Consider the following 15,260-nt stretch of genomic DNA (forward strand, 5'->3'; position numbering starts at 1 on the left):
GGGCTACTTGTCCTCGCGCTCGACGCCGCGGAAGACGTCGGGGTAGTCGTCGAGCCACGACCAGTGGCTGGCCGGCCAGCTGATCACGAACGCCTTGCCGACAACGTCGGAGAGCGGCACGAAGCCCTTGCCCGGGTCGTCCATGTGGTAGCGCGAGTCGGCCGAGTTGTAGCGGTTGTCGCCCATCACCCAGACCGAGCCTTCCGGCACCGTCACGTCGAACGACTTCTCGGACACCGCCTGAACTCCGGCGGGCAGCAGCACGTAGGGCTCCTTGAGCGGGACGCCGTTCACGCTCATCTGACCGAGCGCGTTGCAGCAGCTGATGTGGTCGCCCGGAAGGCCGATGAGGCGCTTGACCAGGTGCTGGTCGGAGTCCGAAGCGCCCAGGCCCACGAAGTCGAGCACCGCGCCGACGCCCTGCTGGAACGCGTTGCCGGTCTCCGGCGGGGCCGGCGGGAGCCATCCACCCGGATCCTTGAACACGACGACATCGCCGCGCTGCAGACCGAAGACCTTCGGCTGCAGCTCGTTGACGATGATGCGGTCGTTGATCTGGAGGGTGTTCTCCATCGACCCGGACGGGATGTAGAAGGAGCGGGCGACGAACGTCTTGATCAGGAACGACACCAGCACCGCCACCACGAAGATGATCACCACATCGCGCAGCAACGTCTTCCAGCTGGACGTGCGCCGGGCGGATCGTCGCGGGCGCGCGGTGGCAGTACTGTCGGTCACAATCTCTCACCGTAACGTGCGGATGCTGTGAGCCGCATCCGACCTCGAACGGGTGTCTTGTTCCCCACCCCGAGCGGTGAGAGCATCTCACTACAGGCCGAACGGCGTATGCCGCCGGCCCGTTCTGATCATGCACGCATCGCTCGGACGACACAGGAGAGCGACGCGACCCGGGGGGCCGCGCCTGACTCCCGCGTGGGCGGCGCTGGTTCTGGTCGCGGGCAGCCTGCTGGGCGTCTCCTCGCCCGCCGTGGCCGACGAGTGCACCACCGAGTGCGCCCCCGCGACGACGGACGGATCGGGCGCCTCGGGGGCGGATTCGACGGACGACACGCCCGCGACACCGGATCCGACGCCGTCGGGCGACCCGACGCTGACACCGGATCCGACACCCACGCCCGATCCGACCCCGACCCCGGACCCCACGCCGACACCGACACCGACCCCCACTCCCACTCCCACGCCCAGCCCGTCGACTCCTCCGACGTCCCCCGCTCCGCCGGCCTCGAACCCGCCCGCAGCCCCGGATCCGGCGCCGTCGGATGAGATCACTCTCAGCGTTCCCGACCTCCCGCAGTTCCCCACGGTCAACCCGGCCGACCTCGAGCGGGCCGTGCAGCTGGCCAGCGACCTCGCCTCGGCGCAGGCGCAGCTGGCCGACGCCATGAACGAGTCGGAGGCCGCCCAGCGCGAGCACGACCAGGCTCAGGCCGCGGCGGACGCCGTGCAGAAGCAGGCCGACGCCGCAGCCGAGCAGGCGCGCAAGAGCGCCGCGTTCGCGACCGCGCTGATCCGTTCGTCCGGCACCCACTTCCTGACCCAGGATCCGCTCAGCGCCGCACTGCAGGGCTCCGGCGACCTGCTGACCAAGCTGGGCGCCGCCGACCGGCTCGCCGCGCTCTCGAAGGATCGCGACGCCGCCATCCGCGAGGCCTCCGCCGAGAAGAAGCTCGCGAAGAGCTGGGCCGAGAAGGCGCAGAGCGCGGCGGACGCGGTCGCAGCGGTGGATGTGGACAGCAGCCAGCAGGCCGTGGCCGACGCGCAGGCCCAGGTCAATGCGGCCTCCGCCGCTCTCGCCGCCGCGCCGACGGTGATCGAGGCCGGCTCCGGCTGGCAGGTGCTCACCTCCGACCCGACACTCGTCGCGAGCGGGTGGGCGCTCCCCGTGCAGGGGTCGCTCACCGACGTGTTCGGCCCGCGGCCGTCGCGTCCCCTCGGCACCGACCCGTTCCATCCCGGTGACGACCTCGGCGCCGCCTGCGGAACCACCATCTACGCCGCGGCGGCCGGTACGGTCGTGCGCGCAGGGCCGTACAGCGGGTACGGCAACTTCATCCTCATCGACCACGGCGGGGGCGTGCAGACCGCATACGGTCACATCCGCGACGGAGGAATCGGGGTGACCGCCGGACAGCAGGTCGCGGCGGGCCAGCCGATCGCCCAGGTCGGGTCGACGGGGCTGTCGACCGGCTGCCACCTGCACTTCGAAGTGCGCGTCAACGGCCTGCAGATCGACCCGCAGCCCTTCCTGGCCGCCCGCGGTGTCGTGCTCGGCCGGCACTGATCCTCAGGATTCGCTGGACGCGGCGCGCAAACGGCGGAGCGGGCGTACGGTTCAGGCATGACCGAACTCACCGAGCTGGTCGGGACGTGGATGCGACGTCAGCGCTGGTACTCGACGAAGAACGTCGAGCCGCGCCTGCGGCTTCTCGCGTCGTTCGACGCCGAACCCGTGGACGCCGATGTCCGCGTCGTCACCTACTTCTTCTGCGATGAGGCACCCCGTACACCGCGCGTCTATCAGGTGCCCGTCGTGGCGCGCGCGAGCCGCGACGGCGATGAGGCCGCGCTGATCGGCGAGGCCGGAGGACGGTACCTGTACGACGGTCCGACGGAGGAGGCGTACGTCGCGTCCCTCGTCCAGCTGATGACCGGCCAGGAGCACGCCGAGGGCCGGGATGCGCACGCGCAGGGGCACACGCTCGGCGAGCGGATCGCGGTGCGGTCGTCGCGGCGGCTGACCGGGGAGCAGTCGAACACGTCCATCGTCGGCGAGCTCGAGGACGGCCGTCTCGCCCTCATCAAGGTGTTCCGCGTGGTGCAGGACGGCGAGAACCCCGACGTCTCGACGCTCGCCGCGCTCACCGCCGGCGGATCCAGGCGGACACCCTCCCTGCTCGGCTGGCTCACCGGCAGCTGGCCCACGCCGTCGGGCGGGACCGCATCCGGCGAGCTCGCCCTCATGCAGGATTTCGTGCCGGGCGCGGAGGACGGCTGGGAGCTGGCGGTCAGCGCTGCCGAGCGCGGCGAGGACTTCACCGACCGCGCGTATCAGCTGGGGGCGGGCACCGCGGAGCTGCACCGCCTCATGGCGCGGTCGCTGCCGACGAAGCCGGCGACGAAGGAGGATGTCGCGCTCGCCCTCGACGGCATGTTCCGACGGCTCACGGTCACGACGACCGAGGTGCCGGAGGTCGAGGACCTCCGGGCCGGGATCGCCGCCGTCTACGAGGACGCGGCCGCTGCGCCGCTCCCGCTGCTGCAGCGCATCCACGGCGACCTCCACCTGGGCCAGGTGTTGTACGCGCCCGACCGCGGCTGGCAGTTCATCGACTTCGAGGGGGAGCCGCTGCGCCCGCTCGCCGAGCGCGCCCTGCCCGACGCGACCATGCGCGATGTCGCGGGGATGCTGCGGTCGTTCGACTACGTCGCCGGCTCCCTCGCGCGGAGGGAGACGCCGGTGGATGCGACGGCCTGGGCTGCCAACGGGCGCCAGTCGTACCTCGACGGGTACGCGTCGGTCGCCGGCTCCGAGGTCGAGGACTTCCGCCTGCTCCTCGACGCGTTCGAGCTCGACAAAGCGGTGTACGAGATCGCGTACGAGGCGCGGCACCGGCCGGCGTGGATCCCGATCCCGCTGTCGGCGGTGCAGCGGCTGCTGGCGACCCGCGTCAGCTGACGCTGCGGGGCTTGCCGCTGTCGTCGCCGCTGCGCTCGCCGCGGAGCGACGCGATCATGCTCCGCAGGATGCGGCGGGCGGCCGCCTGCTCCGTCTCCGTGAGTCCCGAGAGCATCCGGACCTCCACGGATCGCACGGCCGCGCTCGCCTGCTCGAGGCGCCGACGGCCGCGCGCGGTGAGCCGGGTGGGCAGGACCTTCCCGACGGGTGCCTCCGACGGGCGCGTCACGTCCCCCTCCCGCTCCAGGGCCTGAAGGAGCACGTTCATCGACTGGCGGGTGACGAAGGTTCCGCGCGCGAGTTCGGAGTTCGAGAGGCCGGGCCGCTGCGACAGCAGCTCCAGACACGAGTAGTGCGTGATGGTCATGCCGAGGGGGCGGAGGACATCCTCCATGGCCGCGCGCAGCGTGCTCGACGCCTCTTTGAGCAGGTAGCCCAGCGACGTCTCGAGGTCCACGCCGGCTCCGTCTTGACTCATGTCAGTATTCTGACATAGATTGAGCCGTGTCAGATAACTGACACGAAACGAAGGAGCACCCTATGCCCGCCACCGGACCCGACTTCCTCTCCTTGCAGGTGCGTGACCTCGACGCATCCCAGGCCTTCTACGAGCGCTACCTCGGACTCGTCCGCTCGCATGCAGGGCCCCCGCACGCCGTGGTGTTCGACACGACGCCGATCGCGTTCGCGCTCCGCGACCTGGTGCCCGGCACCGACCTCGACGCGGCAGCGCAGCCCGGGATCGGCGCAGCGATCTGGCTCCACGCGACCGACGTCCAGGACATCCACGACGCGCTCGTCGACGACGGCCGCACGATCGTCGCCGCGCCCATCGACGGCCCGTTCGGCCGCACGTTCACGTTCGCCGACCCCGACGGCTACCACATCACGCTGCACGACCGCGTCTGACGGCCCTGCGACAGTGACCGCGACAGCGGAAACGGGAGCGCCTCAGTGGCCGGTGAAGCCCGGCTTCCGCTTCTCCTGGAAGGCGCGGAAGCCCTCGCGGTAGTCGTCGGTGTCGCGCAAGGCCGCCTGAGCGGCGTTCTCGGCGGCGACAGAACCCCAGAAGTCCAGGGAGCCGTCGCGCAGACCCGAGACGATCCGCTTGCTCGCGAGGAAGGCCTGGGTGGCGCCGGATGCGGCTGCCGCGGCCGCCGCATCCACCTCGTGGCGCAGGGCGTCTGCGGGAAGCGCCCGTGAGAACAGGCCGCCCGCGACGGCTTCCGCGCCCGAGATCAGCCGTCCGGAGTAGATGAGGTCGAGCGCGCGGTGCGGACCGAGTCGCGAGACCAGCAGCCAGTGGCCGCCGGAGTCGAGGGCGGCCCCCAGGGCGGCGAACGGGGAGCCGACCTTCGCGTCGTCTGCGACGTAGACGACATCCGTGGCGATCAGGAGTCCGAGGCCGACACCCAGGCAGGCGCCCTGGGCGGCGGCGAAGGTCGGCGCGGGGAAGGCCGCGATGCGCCGAAGCAGCGGCGTCACCAGTCCGTCCAGATAGCCGCTCACGTCGTCGGTCGCGGGGTCGACGCCCGCGATGTCGCGTCCGGCGCAGAACGCGCGGCCCTCCCCGCGCAGCACCAGCGCCCGCACCCCGGCGGCCTCCGCGTCTGCGTAGGCCGCATCCAGCGCCCGGAGGTCGTCCGGGCCGAGCGCGTTGAGCCGCTCGGGCGCGCCCAGCGTGATGCGGGCGATCCCGTCGGTGATGTCCAGGTCGATCACGGGGCCTCCGCTGTTCAGACGTCGTAGTCGACCACGACGCGGTCGGTGAGGGGATGGGACTGGCAGGTCAGCACGTAACCGCGCTCGAGCTCTTCGGGCTCCAGCGCGTAGTTCTCCGTCATCCGGACGTCGCCGCTGACCAGGCGCGCACGGCAGGTCCCGCAGACACCGCCGGTGCACGCGAAGGGCACGTCGGGGCGCACCCGCAGGGCGGCGTTCAGCACCGACTCGTTCGCATCCACCGGTGTCGTGACCGTCGAGCTGAGCCCGTCGAGCGTGAACTCGATCTCGGCCGTGCGCTCGCCGTCGTGCACGACCACCGGACGGCCGGCGTCGCCGCGCGGCTCGACCGGGTCGCCGGTCGTGAACAGCTCGAAGTGGATGCGCTCCCGCTCCACCCCGTACGTCTCGAGCACATCCCGGCACAACTGGACGAGCTCGAACGGTCCGCAGAGGAACCACTCGTCGACGGTCGCCGGCGGGATGAGCGTGTCGAGCATCCTGCGCAGCCGGTCCTCGTCGATGCGGCCCGAGAGAAGGGGAGCCGACCGCTGCTCGCGGGAGAGGACGTGGTGCAGCGCGAGTCGCGACGGGTAGCGGTCCTTCAGATCGGCGAGCTCCTCCAGGAACATGACGTCGATGGCCGTGCGGTTCGTGTACACGAGCGTGAACTGCGCGGTGGGGGAGCCCGCGAGGATGCTGCTCGCGAGCGCCATCAACGGGGTGATGCCGGATCCCGCCGCGATGCCGACGACATGCCGGCCGTCGACGCGGGACGGGTCGACGGTGAACGTGCCCTGCGGGCTCATCACGTCGATCCGGTCGCCCGGTCGCAGTTCGCTCGTGGCCCAGGTCGAGAACGCGCCGCCCAGGTCGCGCTTGATCGCGACGCTGATGCGGCCGGCGTGTTCGGCGGTCGGCGGCAGCGGCGGCCGGCAGAGCGAGTAGCTGCGCCGCAGCTCCCGGCCGTCGACGTGCGCGCGGAGCGCGACGTGCTGCCCGGGCAGGTAGTCGTACTCGCCCCGGAGCTCCTCGGGCACCGCGAAGGTGACCTCGACGCTCGCCGCCGTCAGCGGCCGCACCTCGGCGACCGCGAGCGTGTGGAACCGTGCCCGCGCCATCAGGCCGCCCTCACAGCGCCTTGAAGTGGTCGAACGGCTCGCCGCACGACCGGCAGACGAACAGCGCCTTGCAGGACGTCGACCCGAAGTGCGCCACCTCGCGCGTATCGAGCGAGTCGCAGTGCGGGCACTTGACCGACATGCTCAAACGGACCGGGCCCGCCGCCGACGGGGGAGCGATGCCGTACTCCTTCAGCGCGCTGCGGCCTTTCGCGCTGATCCAGTCGGTGGTCCACGCGGGCGACAGCACGAGCCGGACCCGCACGTCGCCGAACCCCTCCGCGGCCAGGGCGCGCACGACATCCTCGCGGATCGCATCCATCGCCGGACATCCCGAGTACGTCGGCGTGATGACGACCTCCACGCCGGTGTCCGAGACGGTCACCTCGCGCAGCACACCCAGGTCGTCGATGCTGAGCACCGGCACCTCAGGGTCCACCACGGCTGCGACCGCCGACCACGCCCGCGCGGCGTCCGCGTGATGCGTCACCACGACCCCCCCGGATGCTGGCGGGCGAGCACTTGCAGTTCGGCGAGCAGCGGCGCGAGATACTCGGAGTGGCGGCCCAGGCGGCCACCGCCGGCCGCGTGGAAGGCGGTCGGCGGCTCCAGCTGCGCCTCCGCGAGCACGGGGGCGACCTCCGCCTCGAACGGCTCCCGCAGCGACGACGGCCGCACGGCGACGCCGTCGAGCGCGGCGAACAGGTCGTCGTCTCCGGCCGCGTCGTCCGAGAACAGCTCGTCGACGTACGGCCAGACGTCCTCCATCGCGCGCAGGGTGCGGCGGCGCGACTCGTCCGTCCCCAGCGCGAGGCGCAGCATCCACTGGTCCGCGTGGTCGCGGTGGTAGTCGACCTCCTTCACCGCCTTGGCGGCGACGCCGGCGAGCACCGGATCGGTGGATGCGCGCAGCCGCTCGTACAGCGGGTGCAGATAGTGCGCGGCGGCGAACTGGCGGACGATCGTGTGCGCGAAGTCGCCGTTCGGCTGCTCGAACAGGTGCGCAGAGCGGAACCCGGTCTCGTCGCGCCAGTAGGCCAGGTCGTCCTCGGTTCGTCCCGTCGCCGAGCCGGCGTAGCGCAGCAGCGAGCGGGCGTGGCCGAGCAGGTCGAGGGCGATGTTCGCGACGGCGACATCCTCCTCCAGTTCCGGCGCGCGGGTGATCCAGCCGCCCAGGCGCTGCGCCAGGATGAGCGCGTCGTCGCCCAGCCACATCGCGTACTCGGCGACCTCGGGCGAGGCAGGGGCGTCGGTGGAGACGAACTCCTCGGAGAGGACGACGGCGCTGAGTTCGACGTGCCCGTGGTCGGTGTCGGCGTCGGCGTCTGCGAGGCCGTGGTCGGTGTCGGTCACAGATGCTTCACCCCCTCGGCGGCGGTGTAGTAGGTGGCGTGGCGGAAGTTCTTGCCCTCCGGCGCGGTGAAGAAGGCGTCCTTCGCATCCGGGTCGCTCGCCGTGATCAGGTCGGAGCGCACCACCCAGATCGAGACGCCCTCACCCCGCCGGGTGTACAGGTCGCGGGCGTTCCGCACCGCGAGCTCCTCGTCGGGGGCGTGCAGTGAGCCGACATGCACGTGGCTGAGGCCGCGCGAGGCCCGGACGAAGACCTCCCACAGCGGCCACGCCTCGGCGGTCATGCGACGGCCTCCGCGGTCTCGCGGGCCGAACGCTGCTTCTCGGCGTACGCGGCCGCCGCCTCCCGCACCCAGCGGCCGTCCTCGTGCGCCTCGCGCCGACGCTGCAGACGCTGCGCATTGCAGACGCCGCGGCCGGCGATGACCTCCTGGAGCTCGCTCCAGTCGATGGGGCCGAGGTCATACGCCTGGCGCTCCTCGTTCCAGCGGAGCTCCGGGTCGGGCAGCGTGACGCCGAGCGCCTCCGCCTGCGGGACGAGCATCGCGACGAAGCGCTGACGCAGGTCGTCATTCGAAAAGCGCTTGATCTTCCACGCCATCGAGCGGGCCGAGTTGGGGGAATCGCCGTCGGGTGGCCCGAACATCATCAGCGACGGCCAGTACCACCGGTTCACCGCATCCTGAGCCATCCGCTGCTGCTCGGGGGTGCCGCGCATGAGCGTCAGCAGGATCTCGAAGCCCTGCCGCTGGTGGAAGGACTCCTCTTTGCAGATGCGGACCATCGCTCGGCCGTACGGCGCGTAGGAGCAGCGGCAGAGCGGCACCTGGTTGCAGATCGCGGCGCCGTCGACCAGCCAGCCGATCGCACCGATGTCGGCCCAGCTGAGCGTCGGGTAGTTGAAGATCGAGGAGTACTTGGCGCGGCCGGAGAGCAGCTGCTCGGTGAGTTCGTCGCGCGTGATGCCGAGGGTCTCGGTCGCGGAGTAGAGGTAGAGCCCGTGGCCGGCTTCGTCCTGCACCTTGGCCATGAGGATCGCCTTGCGCTTCAGGCTCGGAGCGCGCGTGATCCAGTTGGCCTCCGGCTGCATCCCGATGATCTCGGAGTGGGCGTGCTGCGACATCTGCCGGATGAGCGTGCGGCGGTAGTCGTCGGGCATCCAGTCGCGCGGCTCCACGCGGGAGTCGGAGGCGATCAGCTCGTCGAAGCGTGCCCGGCCGTCGGTGTCGGTTGGCGCCTCTGTGGTGGTGGTCATCGTCGACCCTCTCCTCGCAGATCAATACTTACTGATCGTTCGTTCAGTATATCCACGGGACGGGCGCGCGTGCCAGACTGGGCGCGTGACCGAGACGCTCCGCTCCGACGCCCTGCGCCGAGGGCGGCCCGGCTACGACCAGCGGGGCATCCTCGAGGTCGCGGTCGCCGCGTTCAACGAGCACGGCTACGACGCGACCTCCATCGGGATGCTGGCCGACCGCCTCGGACTGTCGAAGTCGGCGATCTACCATCACGTCTCATCCAAGGACGAGCTACTCGCCCTCGCGCTCGACGAAGCCCTCGACGGGCTGGAGGGCGTGCTGCGGGCACCCGAGGCGACGACGGGGCCGGCGGCCGACCGGCTCGCCTACGTGCTGCGTGGCGCGGTGCGGGTGCTCGCCGACCGGCTGCCGTACGTGACGCTGCTGCTGCGGGTGCGCGGCAACACCGAGGTGGAGCGGGCGGCGCTGGCCCGTCGCCGCGCGTTCGACCACGCGGTCGCCGAACTGGTGGCCGAGGCGCGGGCCGAGGGCTCCTTGCGCACCGACGCGGATCCCGCGGTCGTCGCGCGTCTCCTCTTCGGCATGATCAACTCCCTCACCGAGTGGTACACCCCCGCGGGCCCGCTGACCCCCGACGACCTCGCCGACACCATCCTCGCGCTCGCCCTCCGCTGACGCCCGCGCCCCAAGCCAACAGCTCCTGAGTTTTTCGCGCTCGCAGCGGCGATTCGTGCGAAAAACTCAGGAGCTGTTGGCTTGGGGGTGAGGCTATTTGGCTACGAGGGTCAGGACGTCGTAGGTGGCGACGAGCTCGTCGTGCTGGTTCAGGATGCGCGCATCCCACCGCACCTCGCCGTAGTCGTCAGTCTCGCGCGGCGTGATCTGCTTCGCCGTCAGGGCGACGCGGATGCTGTCGCCGGGCACGACGGGCGTCAGGAACCGCAGATCCTCCAGCCCGTAGTTGGCGAGCACCGGTCCCGGCGCCGGGTCGACGAAAAGCCCGGCCGCCCACGACACAAGCAGGTACCCGTGCGCCACCCGCCCGGGGAAGAACGGGTTGGCGGCCGCGGCCTCCTCATCCATGTGCGCGTAGAACGTGTCGCCCGTGAACGTCGCGAACGTCTCGATGTCGTCGAGCGTGATCCGCCGCGAGCCGGACTGGACCTGGTCGCCGATCCGCAGGGTCGCCAGCGACTTCCGGAAGGGATGCGGCGGCTCGGCCGACGCGGCGGCACCGGGATGCCACACTCCGGTGATCGCGGTGAGCAGATCGGGAGACCCCTGCAGCGCCGTCCGCTGCATGTGGTTCAGCACCGCCCGGATCCCGCCCAGCTCCTCACCGCCTCCCGCGCGCCCCGGCCCGCCGTGCACCAGGTGCGGCATCGGGGAGCCGTGCCCGGTGGAGGTGCGGGCGTCGTCGCGGTCGAGCACCAGGATGCGGCCGTTGTAGGCCGCAGAGCCCAGCACGAACGTGCGCGCGAACTCCGGATCGTGGGTCGCCACGCTTGTCACGAGCGACCCGCCGCCGCGCGCGACCAGCGCGACCGCTTCCTCCGCCGTGTCGTACGACAGGACGCTCGCGACCGGCCCGAATGCCTCGACGGTGTGCGCCTCGGGCGTCCACGCGTCGGCGAACCGCAGCAGCACCGGGGCGACGAAGGCGCCCTCCGGGGCCGCGCCGGTCGTGCCGTCGGCCCGCAAGACGGTCGGCTGGTCGAGTCCGCCGAGCACCAGCTCTCCGCCCGCCGCGACGAGCCGCCCCACCTGGCGCAGCACCTCCTCGCGCTGCGTGCGCGAGGCGAGCGGCCCCATCGTCACGCCCTCGGCGCGCGGATCGCCGATCACGACGCGCGCAGCGATCCGGTCGCGCACCGCCGCGATCACGGAGTCCGCGAGCGGCGCCGGGACGATCGCCCGGCGGATGGCCGTGCACTTCTGCCCGGACTTGGCCGTCATCTCGACGACCAATCCCTTCACGTACGCGTCGAACTCCGGCGTCCCGGTGACGGCATCCGGCCCGAGCACCGACGCGTTGATCGAGTCGGTCTCGCTGGTGAACCGCACCCCACCGGTCTGCACCGAGTCGTGCGCCTTCAGGCGTTCGGCGGTGGATGCGGACCCCGTGAACGCGACCAGGTCACCGAGCCGCAGGTGGTCGAACAGGTCGGGGACCGATCCGCTCACCAGCTGCAGGGAGCCCGCGGGCAGGAGCCCGGACTCGACCATGATCCGCACGGCGGCCTCGGCCACGAACGCGGTCGGGGTGGCCGGCTTGACGAGCGTCGGCATCCCGGCGAGGAAGGAGGGCGCGAGCTTCTCGAGCATCCCCCAGACCGGGAAGTTGAAGGCGTTGATCTGCACGGCGACGCCCGGCAGCCGGGTGTAGACGTGGCGGCCGAGGAAGCTGCCGTCCTTCGACAGCTGCTCGGCGGGACCGTCGAGCACGACCTGCGCGTTGGGCAGCTCGCGCCGTCCCTTCGAGCCGTAGGTGAACATCGCGCCGATGCCGCCGTCGACGTCGATCCAGGCGTCGGCGCGGGTCGCGCCGGCCTGGGCGGACAGCTCGTACAGCTCGTCCTTGCGCTCGGTAAGCGCCTGCGCGAGCTGCTTGAGCAGCAGGGCGCGCTGGTGGAACGTCAACGCGCCGAGGGAGCGCTGTCCGACGGTCCGGGCGTGGTCGAGCGCGCCCGCGAGGTCGAGGCCGGCGGTGCTGACCCGCGCGATGACGGCGCCGGTGGAGGCGTCGAGCACCTCGGCGGCACCGCCCTCGGTACCGTCCTCAGTGGCGCCGCCGCCAGCACCGACCGCGGATTCGGGCGTCCACCATTCATCGCGGATGTAGCTGGGCAGGATCATCGAAGGCCTCCTCGAGTGGATGCGTATGCTGGCGGCATGGCCGACGGCGACTGGACGATCGAACTGGGTGAGCTCGACGTGAAGATGGGGGTGCGCATCCTGGAGCAGTCCGCGGAGCGCGTGGTGGCGACGATGCCGGTCGAGGGGAACCGCCAGTCGTTCGGGCTGCTGCACGGCGGCGCGTCGGTCGCGTTCGCGGAGGCGCTCGGGTCGTGGGCGGCCGTCATCCACGCCGGTCCCGGGCGCAGCGCGGTCGGCGTCGACATCAACGCGACCCACCACCGAGCGGCGCGGTCGGGCGTGGTGACCGGGGTCGCGACGGCGATCCGGCTGGGTCGTACCATCGCGTCGCACGAGATCGTCATCACCGACGAGGACGGCAACCGGCTCTGCACGGCGCGCATCACGAACCTCATCGTGGACGCTCCCGGGCGGTAGGGACCGGCGACCCGTCCTCACCCCAGGCGAAGAACCCCTGGCCGGTCTTGCGGCCGAGCATCCCCTCATCCACCATGCGCCGCAGCAGCTCCGGCGGCTCGAAACGCGGCCCCAGCTCGCGGGCGAGGTACTCGGCGATGTCGAGCCGCACATCCAGCCCGACCATGTCGGTGAGCCGCAGCGGACCGACGGGATGCTTGTAGCCGAGCTCCATGGCGGTGTCGATGTCGTCGGGGGTGGCGACGCCCTCCTCGACCATCCGGATCGCCTCCAGCCCGAGCAGCACCCCGAGGCGGGAGGAGGCGAAGCCGGGGGAGTCGCGCACGGTGATCGCCGTCTTGCCGAGCGCGCGCACCCACCGTTCGGCGGCCTCCCCAGCGGTGGCGGCGGTCGCGGTACCCAGCACGACCTCCACGAGAGTGGATGCGGGGACCGGGTTGAAGAAATGCAGCCCTAGGAACGCGCCCGGCCGGGTCAGCCCCTCCGCCAGGGTGTCGATCGACAGGGACGATGTGTTCGTCGCGAGCACCGCATCCACCGGCAGCAGCTGCTCGGCGCGGGCGAGGGCCTCGCGCTTCAGGTCGAGCAGCTCGGGCACCGCCTCGATCGCGAGGCCCGCGCCGTTCAGCGCCTCCCAGGTCACGGTGACGAGCAGGCGCGCGGGGTCGGGGGCCGGGGAGCCGCGGCGGACGCTGCCCTCGACGGCGGTGAGGATGCGGTCCCGCGCCTCCGACGCGGCGGTCGCGTTCTGCTCGACCACGGCCACCTCCGCACCCGCCATGAGGAACGCGTGCGCGATGCCCGCGCCCATCCGTCCACCGCCGATCACGGCGACCCGTTCGGGCAGGCCCGTCGTGCTCATCTCCTGCTCCTCCGCTCCAGGAACTCGGTCATCCTCCGCCGCTTCTCCGGCGACTCGAACAGCACCGCCTGCGCCTCGCGCTCGGCGGCGGGATGCCGCTCGGCGGGCTCGCGCAGCACGCGCTTGGTGAGCCGGGTCGCCTGCGGGTCGTTCGCGGCGATGCGGTCGGCCAGGGCGTGGGCCCCTGCCAGCAGCTCACCCGGCTCGAACAGGTCGCCGACGAGTCCTGCGGCCAGCGCCTCCTCGCCCGTCAGGATGCGCCCGGTCAGCACCAGCTCGGTGGCGAGCGGCAGGCCGACGAGCTCCGGCAGCCTCCACAGCGCGCCGGCGGCGGCGATGATCCCAAGGCCGGTCTCCGGGTTGCCGATCCGCAGTCGCGGGGTGCCGATCCGCAGGTCGGCCGCGTAGGCGAGCTCCGCTCCGCCACCCAGTGCGTATCCGTCGAGGGCGGCGATCACAGGCATCGGGAGCATCGCGATGCGGGTGAAGATCGTGTCGTTGATGCCGCTCGCGGCGTCGGCGGCGGTCCGCTCGCGCAGCTCGGCGATGTCGGCGCCGGAGGCGAAGACCCCGCCCGACCCGGTGAGGATGAGGATGCGCGGCTGCACCTCCAGGGTCGCGCAGACGCGGTGCAGCTCGTCCACCATCTGCTGGTCGATCGCGTTGCGGCGCTCCGGCCGGTCGAGCGTGACCACGACCCTGTCGTCGCGCTGCTCGACCGCGAGGGTGCTGTACCTGGTCATACCGCCTCCACGATCAGCGAGGTGCCCTGGCCGACGCCCACGCACATGGTCGCGAGCCCGCGCCGTGCCCCCTCCCGCTCCATCCGGCCGAGCAGGGTGACGAGGATGCGCGACCCGCTCGAGCCGAGTGCGTGGCCGAGGGCGATGGCGCCGCCGTCCGCATTGACGACCGCGGGGTCGAGCCCGAGACGGCGGATGCACGCGATGGCCTGGCTGGCGAACGCCTCGTTGAGTTCGACGGCGCCGAGGTCGGAGACGTCGAGCCCGGCCCGGGCGAGGGCCTTCTGTGTCGCGGGCACCGGACCGAGCCCCATCACCTCGGGCGCGACGCCGGCGCTCGCCGCGGCGACGATCCGCGCGCGGGGCTGCAGCCCATAGCGCTCGACGGCCGCTGCGCTCGCCACCACGATCGCCGATGCTCCGTCGTTCAGCGGCGACGCGTTGCCTGCGGTGACGACACTTCCGCCCGCGACGACCGGCTTCAGACGCGCCAGCGCATCCATCCCGGTGTCGCGGCGGATGCCCTCGTCGGCGGTGACCGTGCAGCCCGGTGTCTGGACCGGCAGCAGTTCGGCGTCGAACCGTCCGCCGTCGGCCGCGGCCGCAGCTCGCCGGTGGCTCTCCAGGGCGAAGGCGTCGGCCTCTTCGCGCGTGATGCCGTCGATCCGGGCGACCTCTTCGGCCGTATCGGGCATCGTGAAGGTCGCCTTGTCGCGTTCGAGCAGGCGCGGGTTGGTGAACCGCCAGCCGATCGACGTGTCGTACTGCGGCCCCGGCTTCGCCCAGGGGCGTTCCGGCTTCGCCTGCACCCAGGGCGCACGCGTCATCGACTCCACGCCGCCCGCGATCACCAGGTCCGCATCACCGGCGCGGATCGCCTGCGCAGCTTGGATCACGGCGGTCAAGCCGGATGCGCACAGCCGGTTGACGGTCATGGCCGGCACCGCGTCGGGCAGCCCGGCGAGCAGAACGGCCATCCGGGCGACGTTGCGGTTGTCTTCGCCGGCCTGGTTCGCGGCGCCCAGGATCACCTCGTCGAGGGCATCCGGGGGAGCAGCCGCTCGGCGCACCGCCTCGGCGACGACGAGCGCGGCGAGGTCGTCGGGCCGGACACCGGCCAGCGCGCCGCCATAGCGACCGACGGGCGTGCGTACTCCGCCCACGAGGTAGGCCTCCGCCATCGCGCTCTCCCTCGAACCCGAATTACCG

At 71.9% G+C, this 15,260-nt stretch carries 17 protein-coding genes; 5 read left to right on the top strand and 12 right to left on the bottom strand.

The annotated features are described in order from the left end of the window. Positions 1-3: 3 nt before the first annotated feature. The gene (lepB, locus tag BLR91_RS04260) at positions 4-738 is read right to left on the bottom strand and encodes a signal peptidase I (RefSeq protein ID WP_026307261.1); all 735 of its coding nucleotides are present in this window, start codon (positions 736-738) and stop codon (positions 4-6) included. 130 nt (positions 739-868) lie between these two features. Between lepB and BLR91_RS04270 the strand changes: the two genes are divergently transcribed. After that, positions 869-2,302: a M23 family metallopeptidase gene (locus BLR91_RS04270; RefSeq protein ID WP_231918818.1), complete on the top strand. Its 1,434-nt coding sequence runs from the start codon at positions 869-871 to the stop codon at positions 2,300-2,302. A 57-nt stretch (positions 2,303-2,359) separates the two neighbouring features. After that, a complete protein-coding gene (locus BLR91_RS04275) occupies positions 2,360-3,697 on the top strand; it encodes a maltokinase N-terminal cap-like domain-containing protein (protein WP_089876857.1) in 1,338 nt (445 codons plus the stop codon). On the opposite strand, the gene BLR91_RS04280 is transcribed toward BLR91_RS04275, so the two are convergent. Continuing rightward, positions 3,690-4,175: a MarR family winged helix-turn-helix transcriptional regulator gene (locus BLR91_RS04280; RefSeq protein WP_089876856.1), complete on the bottom strand. Its 486-nt coding sequence runs from the start codon at positions 4,173-4,175 to the stop codon at positions 3,690-3,692. The two genes, BLR91_RS04275 and BLR91_RS04280, sit on opposite strands and share 8 nt — an antisense overlap. Positions 4,176-4,237: 62 nt before the next feature. Here BLR91_RS04280 and BLR91_RS04285 point away from each other — a divergent pair, with 62 nt between their 5' ends. Next, a complete protein-coding gene (locus BLR91_RS04285) occupies positions 4,238-4,606 on the top strand; it encodes a VOC family protein (RefSeq protein WP_089876855.1) in 369 nt (122 codons plus the stop codon). Positions 4,607-4,648: 42 nt separating this feature from the next. On the opposite strand, the gene BLR91_RS04290 is transcribed toward BLR91_RS04285, so the two are convergent. The 6 genes from BLR91_RS04290 to paaA are packed head-to-tail and all read right to left on the bottom strand — an operon-like array spanning position 4,649 to position 9,148. Next, the gene (locus BLR91_RS04290) at positions 4,649-5,419 is read right to left on the bottom strand and encodes an enoyl-CoA hydratase/isomerase family protein (protein WP_089876853.1); all 771 of its coding nucleotides are present in this window, start codon (positions 5,417-5,419) and stop codon (positions 4,649-4,651) included. A 14-nt stretch (positions 5,420-5,433) separates the two neighbouring features. Beyond that, positions 5,434-6,540, bottom strand: a complete 1,107-nt coding sequence (paaE, locus tag BLR91_RS04295; RefSeq protein ID WP_018191779.1) for a 1,2-phenylacetyl-CoA epoxidase subunit PaaE — start codon at positions 6,538-6,540, stop codon at positions 5,434-5,436. A gap of 10 nt (positions 6,541-6,550) precedes the next feature. Beyond that, positions 6,551-7,033: a 1,2-phenylacetyl-CoA epoxidase subunit PaaD gene (gene paaD / locus BLR91_RS04300; RefSeq protein WP_018191778.1), complete on the bottom strand. Its 483-nt coding sequence runs from the start codon at positions 7,031-7,033 to the stop codon at positions 6,551-6,553. Next, positions 7,027-7,893: a 1,2-phenylacetyl-CoA epoxidase subunit PaaC gene (gene paaC / locus BLR91_RS04305; RefSeq protein ID WP_089876852.1), complete on the bottom strand. Its 867-nt coding sequence runs from the start codon at positions 7,891-7,893 to the stop codon at positions 7,027-7,029. The genes paaD and paaC overlap by 7 nt, the downstream gene beginning before the upstream one ends. Further along, positions 7,890-8,177, bottom strand: coding sequence for a 1,2-phenylacetyl-CoA epoxidase subunit PaaB (gene paaB / locus BLR91_RS04310; RefSeq protein WP_018191776.1), 288 nt, complete (start codon positions 8,175-8,177; stop codon positions 7,890-7,892). The genes paaC and paaB overlap by 4 nt, the downstream gene beginning before the upstream one ends. Continuing rightward, entirely contained in the window at positions 8,174-9,148 is a 975-nt protein-coding gene (gene paaA / locus BLR91_RS04315) for a 1,2-phenylacetyl-CoA epoxidase subunit PaaA (RefSeq protein WP_020077065.1), read from the bottom strand. The genes paaB and paaA overlap by 4 nt, the downstream gene beginning before the upstream one ends. Positions 9,149-9,233: 85 nt before the next feature. On the opposite strand from paaA, the gene BLR91_RS04320 reads away from it, so the two are divergent. After that, positions 9,234-9,827, top strand: a complete 594-nt coding sequence (locus tag BLR91_RS04320) for a TetR/AcrR family transcriptional regulator (RefSeq protein WP_089876850.1) — start codon at positions 9,234-9,236, stop codon at positions 9,825-9,827. Between the two features lie 93 nt (positions 9,828-9,920). Here the strand turns inward: BLR91_RS04320 and paaZ are convergent, their stop codons facing one another. Continuing rightward, the gene (gene paaZ / locus BLR91_RS04325) at positions 9,921-12,008 is read right to left on the bottom strand and encodes a phenylacetic acid degradation bifunctional protein PaaZ (protein ID WP_089876848.1); all 2,088 of its coding nucleotides are present in this window, start codon (positions 12,006-12,008) and stop codon (positions 9,921-9,923) included. A gap of 36 nt (positions 12,009-12,044) precedes the next feature. Between paaZ and BLR91_RS04330 the strand changes: the two genes are divergently transcribed. Then, complete coding sequence (locus BLR91_RS04330) at positions 12,045-12,446, top strand: PaaI family thioesterase (RefSeq protein WP_089876846.1); 402 nt, start codon at positions 12,045-12,047, stop codon at positions 12,444-12,446. Here the strand turns inward: BLR91_RS04330 and BLR91_RS04335 are convergent. Genes BLR91_RS04335 through BLR91_RS04345 form a run of 3 tightly spaced genes read right to left on the bottom strand, consistent with a single transcriptional unit; the run spans position 12,421 to position 15,232 of the window. Then, positions 12,421-13,308, bottom strand: coding sequence for a 3-hydroxyacyl-CoA dehydrogenase family protein (locus BLR91_RS04335; protein ID WP_089876844.1), 888 nt, complete (start codon positions 13,306-13,308; stop codon positions 12,421-12,423). The genes BLR91_RS04330 and BLR91_RS04335 overlap by 26 nt on opposite strands. Then, positions 13,305-14,051, bottom strand: a complete 747-nt coding sequence (locus tag BLR91_RS04340; protein WP_089876842.1) for an enoyl-CoA hydratase/isomerase family protein — start codon at positions 14,049-14,051, stop codon at positions 13,305-13,307. The genes BLR91_RS04335 and BLR91_RS04340 overlap by 4 nt, the downstream gene beginning before the upstream one ends. Continuing rightward, a complete protein-coding gene (locus BLR91_RS04345; RefSeq protein ID WP_089876840.1) occupies positions 14,048-15,232 on the bottom strand; it encodes a thiolase family protein in 1,185 nt (394 codons plus the stop codon). Before BLR91_RS04345 ends, BLR91_RS04340 begins: the two co-directional genes overlap by 4 nt. Positions 15,233-15,260 lie beyond the last annotated feature (28 nt).

The organism is Leifsonia sp. 466MF (assembly GCF_900100265.1).
Classification (GTDB): Bacteria; Actinomycetota; Actinomycetes; order Actinomycetales; family Microbacteriaceae; genus Leifsonia.

Bases quoted from the DNA above. Each gene is read 5' to 3' on its own strand.
- BLR91_RS04270 (WP_231918818.1), top strand. From the start codon at position 869: ATGCACGCATCGCTCGGACGACACAGGAGAGCGACGCGACCCGGGGGG.
- BLR91_RS04275 (WP_089876857.1), top strand. From the start codon at position 2,360: ATGACCGAACTCACCGAGCTGGTCGGGACGTGGATGCGACGTCAGCGC.
- BLR91_RS04280 (WP_089876856.1), bottom strand. From the start codon at position 4,175: ATGAGTCAAGACGGAGCCGGCGTGGACCTCGAGACGTCGCTGGGCTAC.
- BLR91_RS04285 (WP_089876855.1), top strand. From the start codon at position 4,238: ATGCCCGCCACCGGACCCGACTTCCTCTCCTTGCAGGTGCGTGACCTC.
- paaE (WP_018191779.1), bottom strand. From the start codon at position 6,540: ATGGCGCGGGCACGGTTCCACACGCTCGCGGTCGCCGAGGTGCGGCCG.
- paaB (WP_018191776.1), bottom strand. From the start codon at position 8,177: ATGACCGCCGAGGCGTGGCCGCTGTGGGAGGTCTTCGTCCGGGCCTCG.
- paaA (WP_020077065.1), bottom strand. From the start codon at position 9,148: ATGACCACCACCACAGAGGCGCCAACCGACACCGACGGCCGGGCACGC.
- paaZ (WP_089876848.1), bottom strand. From the start codon at position 12,008: ATGATCCTGCCCAGCTACATCCGCGATGAATGGTGGACGCCCGAATCC.
- BLR91_RS04330 (WP_089876846.1), top strand. From the start codon at position 12,045: ATGGCCGACGGCGACTGGACGATCGAACTGGGTGAGCTCGACGTGAAG.
- BLR91_RS04335 (WP_089876844.1), bottom strand. From the start codon at position 13,308: ATGAGCACGACGGGCCTGCCCGAACGGGTCGCCGTGATCGGCGGTGGA.
- BLR91_RS04340 (WP_089876842.1), bottom strand. From the start codon at position 14,051: ATGACCAGGTACAGCACCCTCGCGGTCGAGCAGCGCGACGACAGGGTC.
- BLR91_RS04345 (WP_089876840.1), bottom strand. From the start codon at position 15,232: ATGGCGGAGGCCTACCTCGTGGGCGGAGTACGCACGCCCGTCGGTCGC.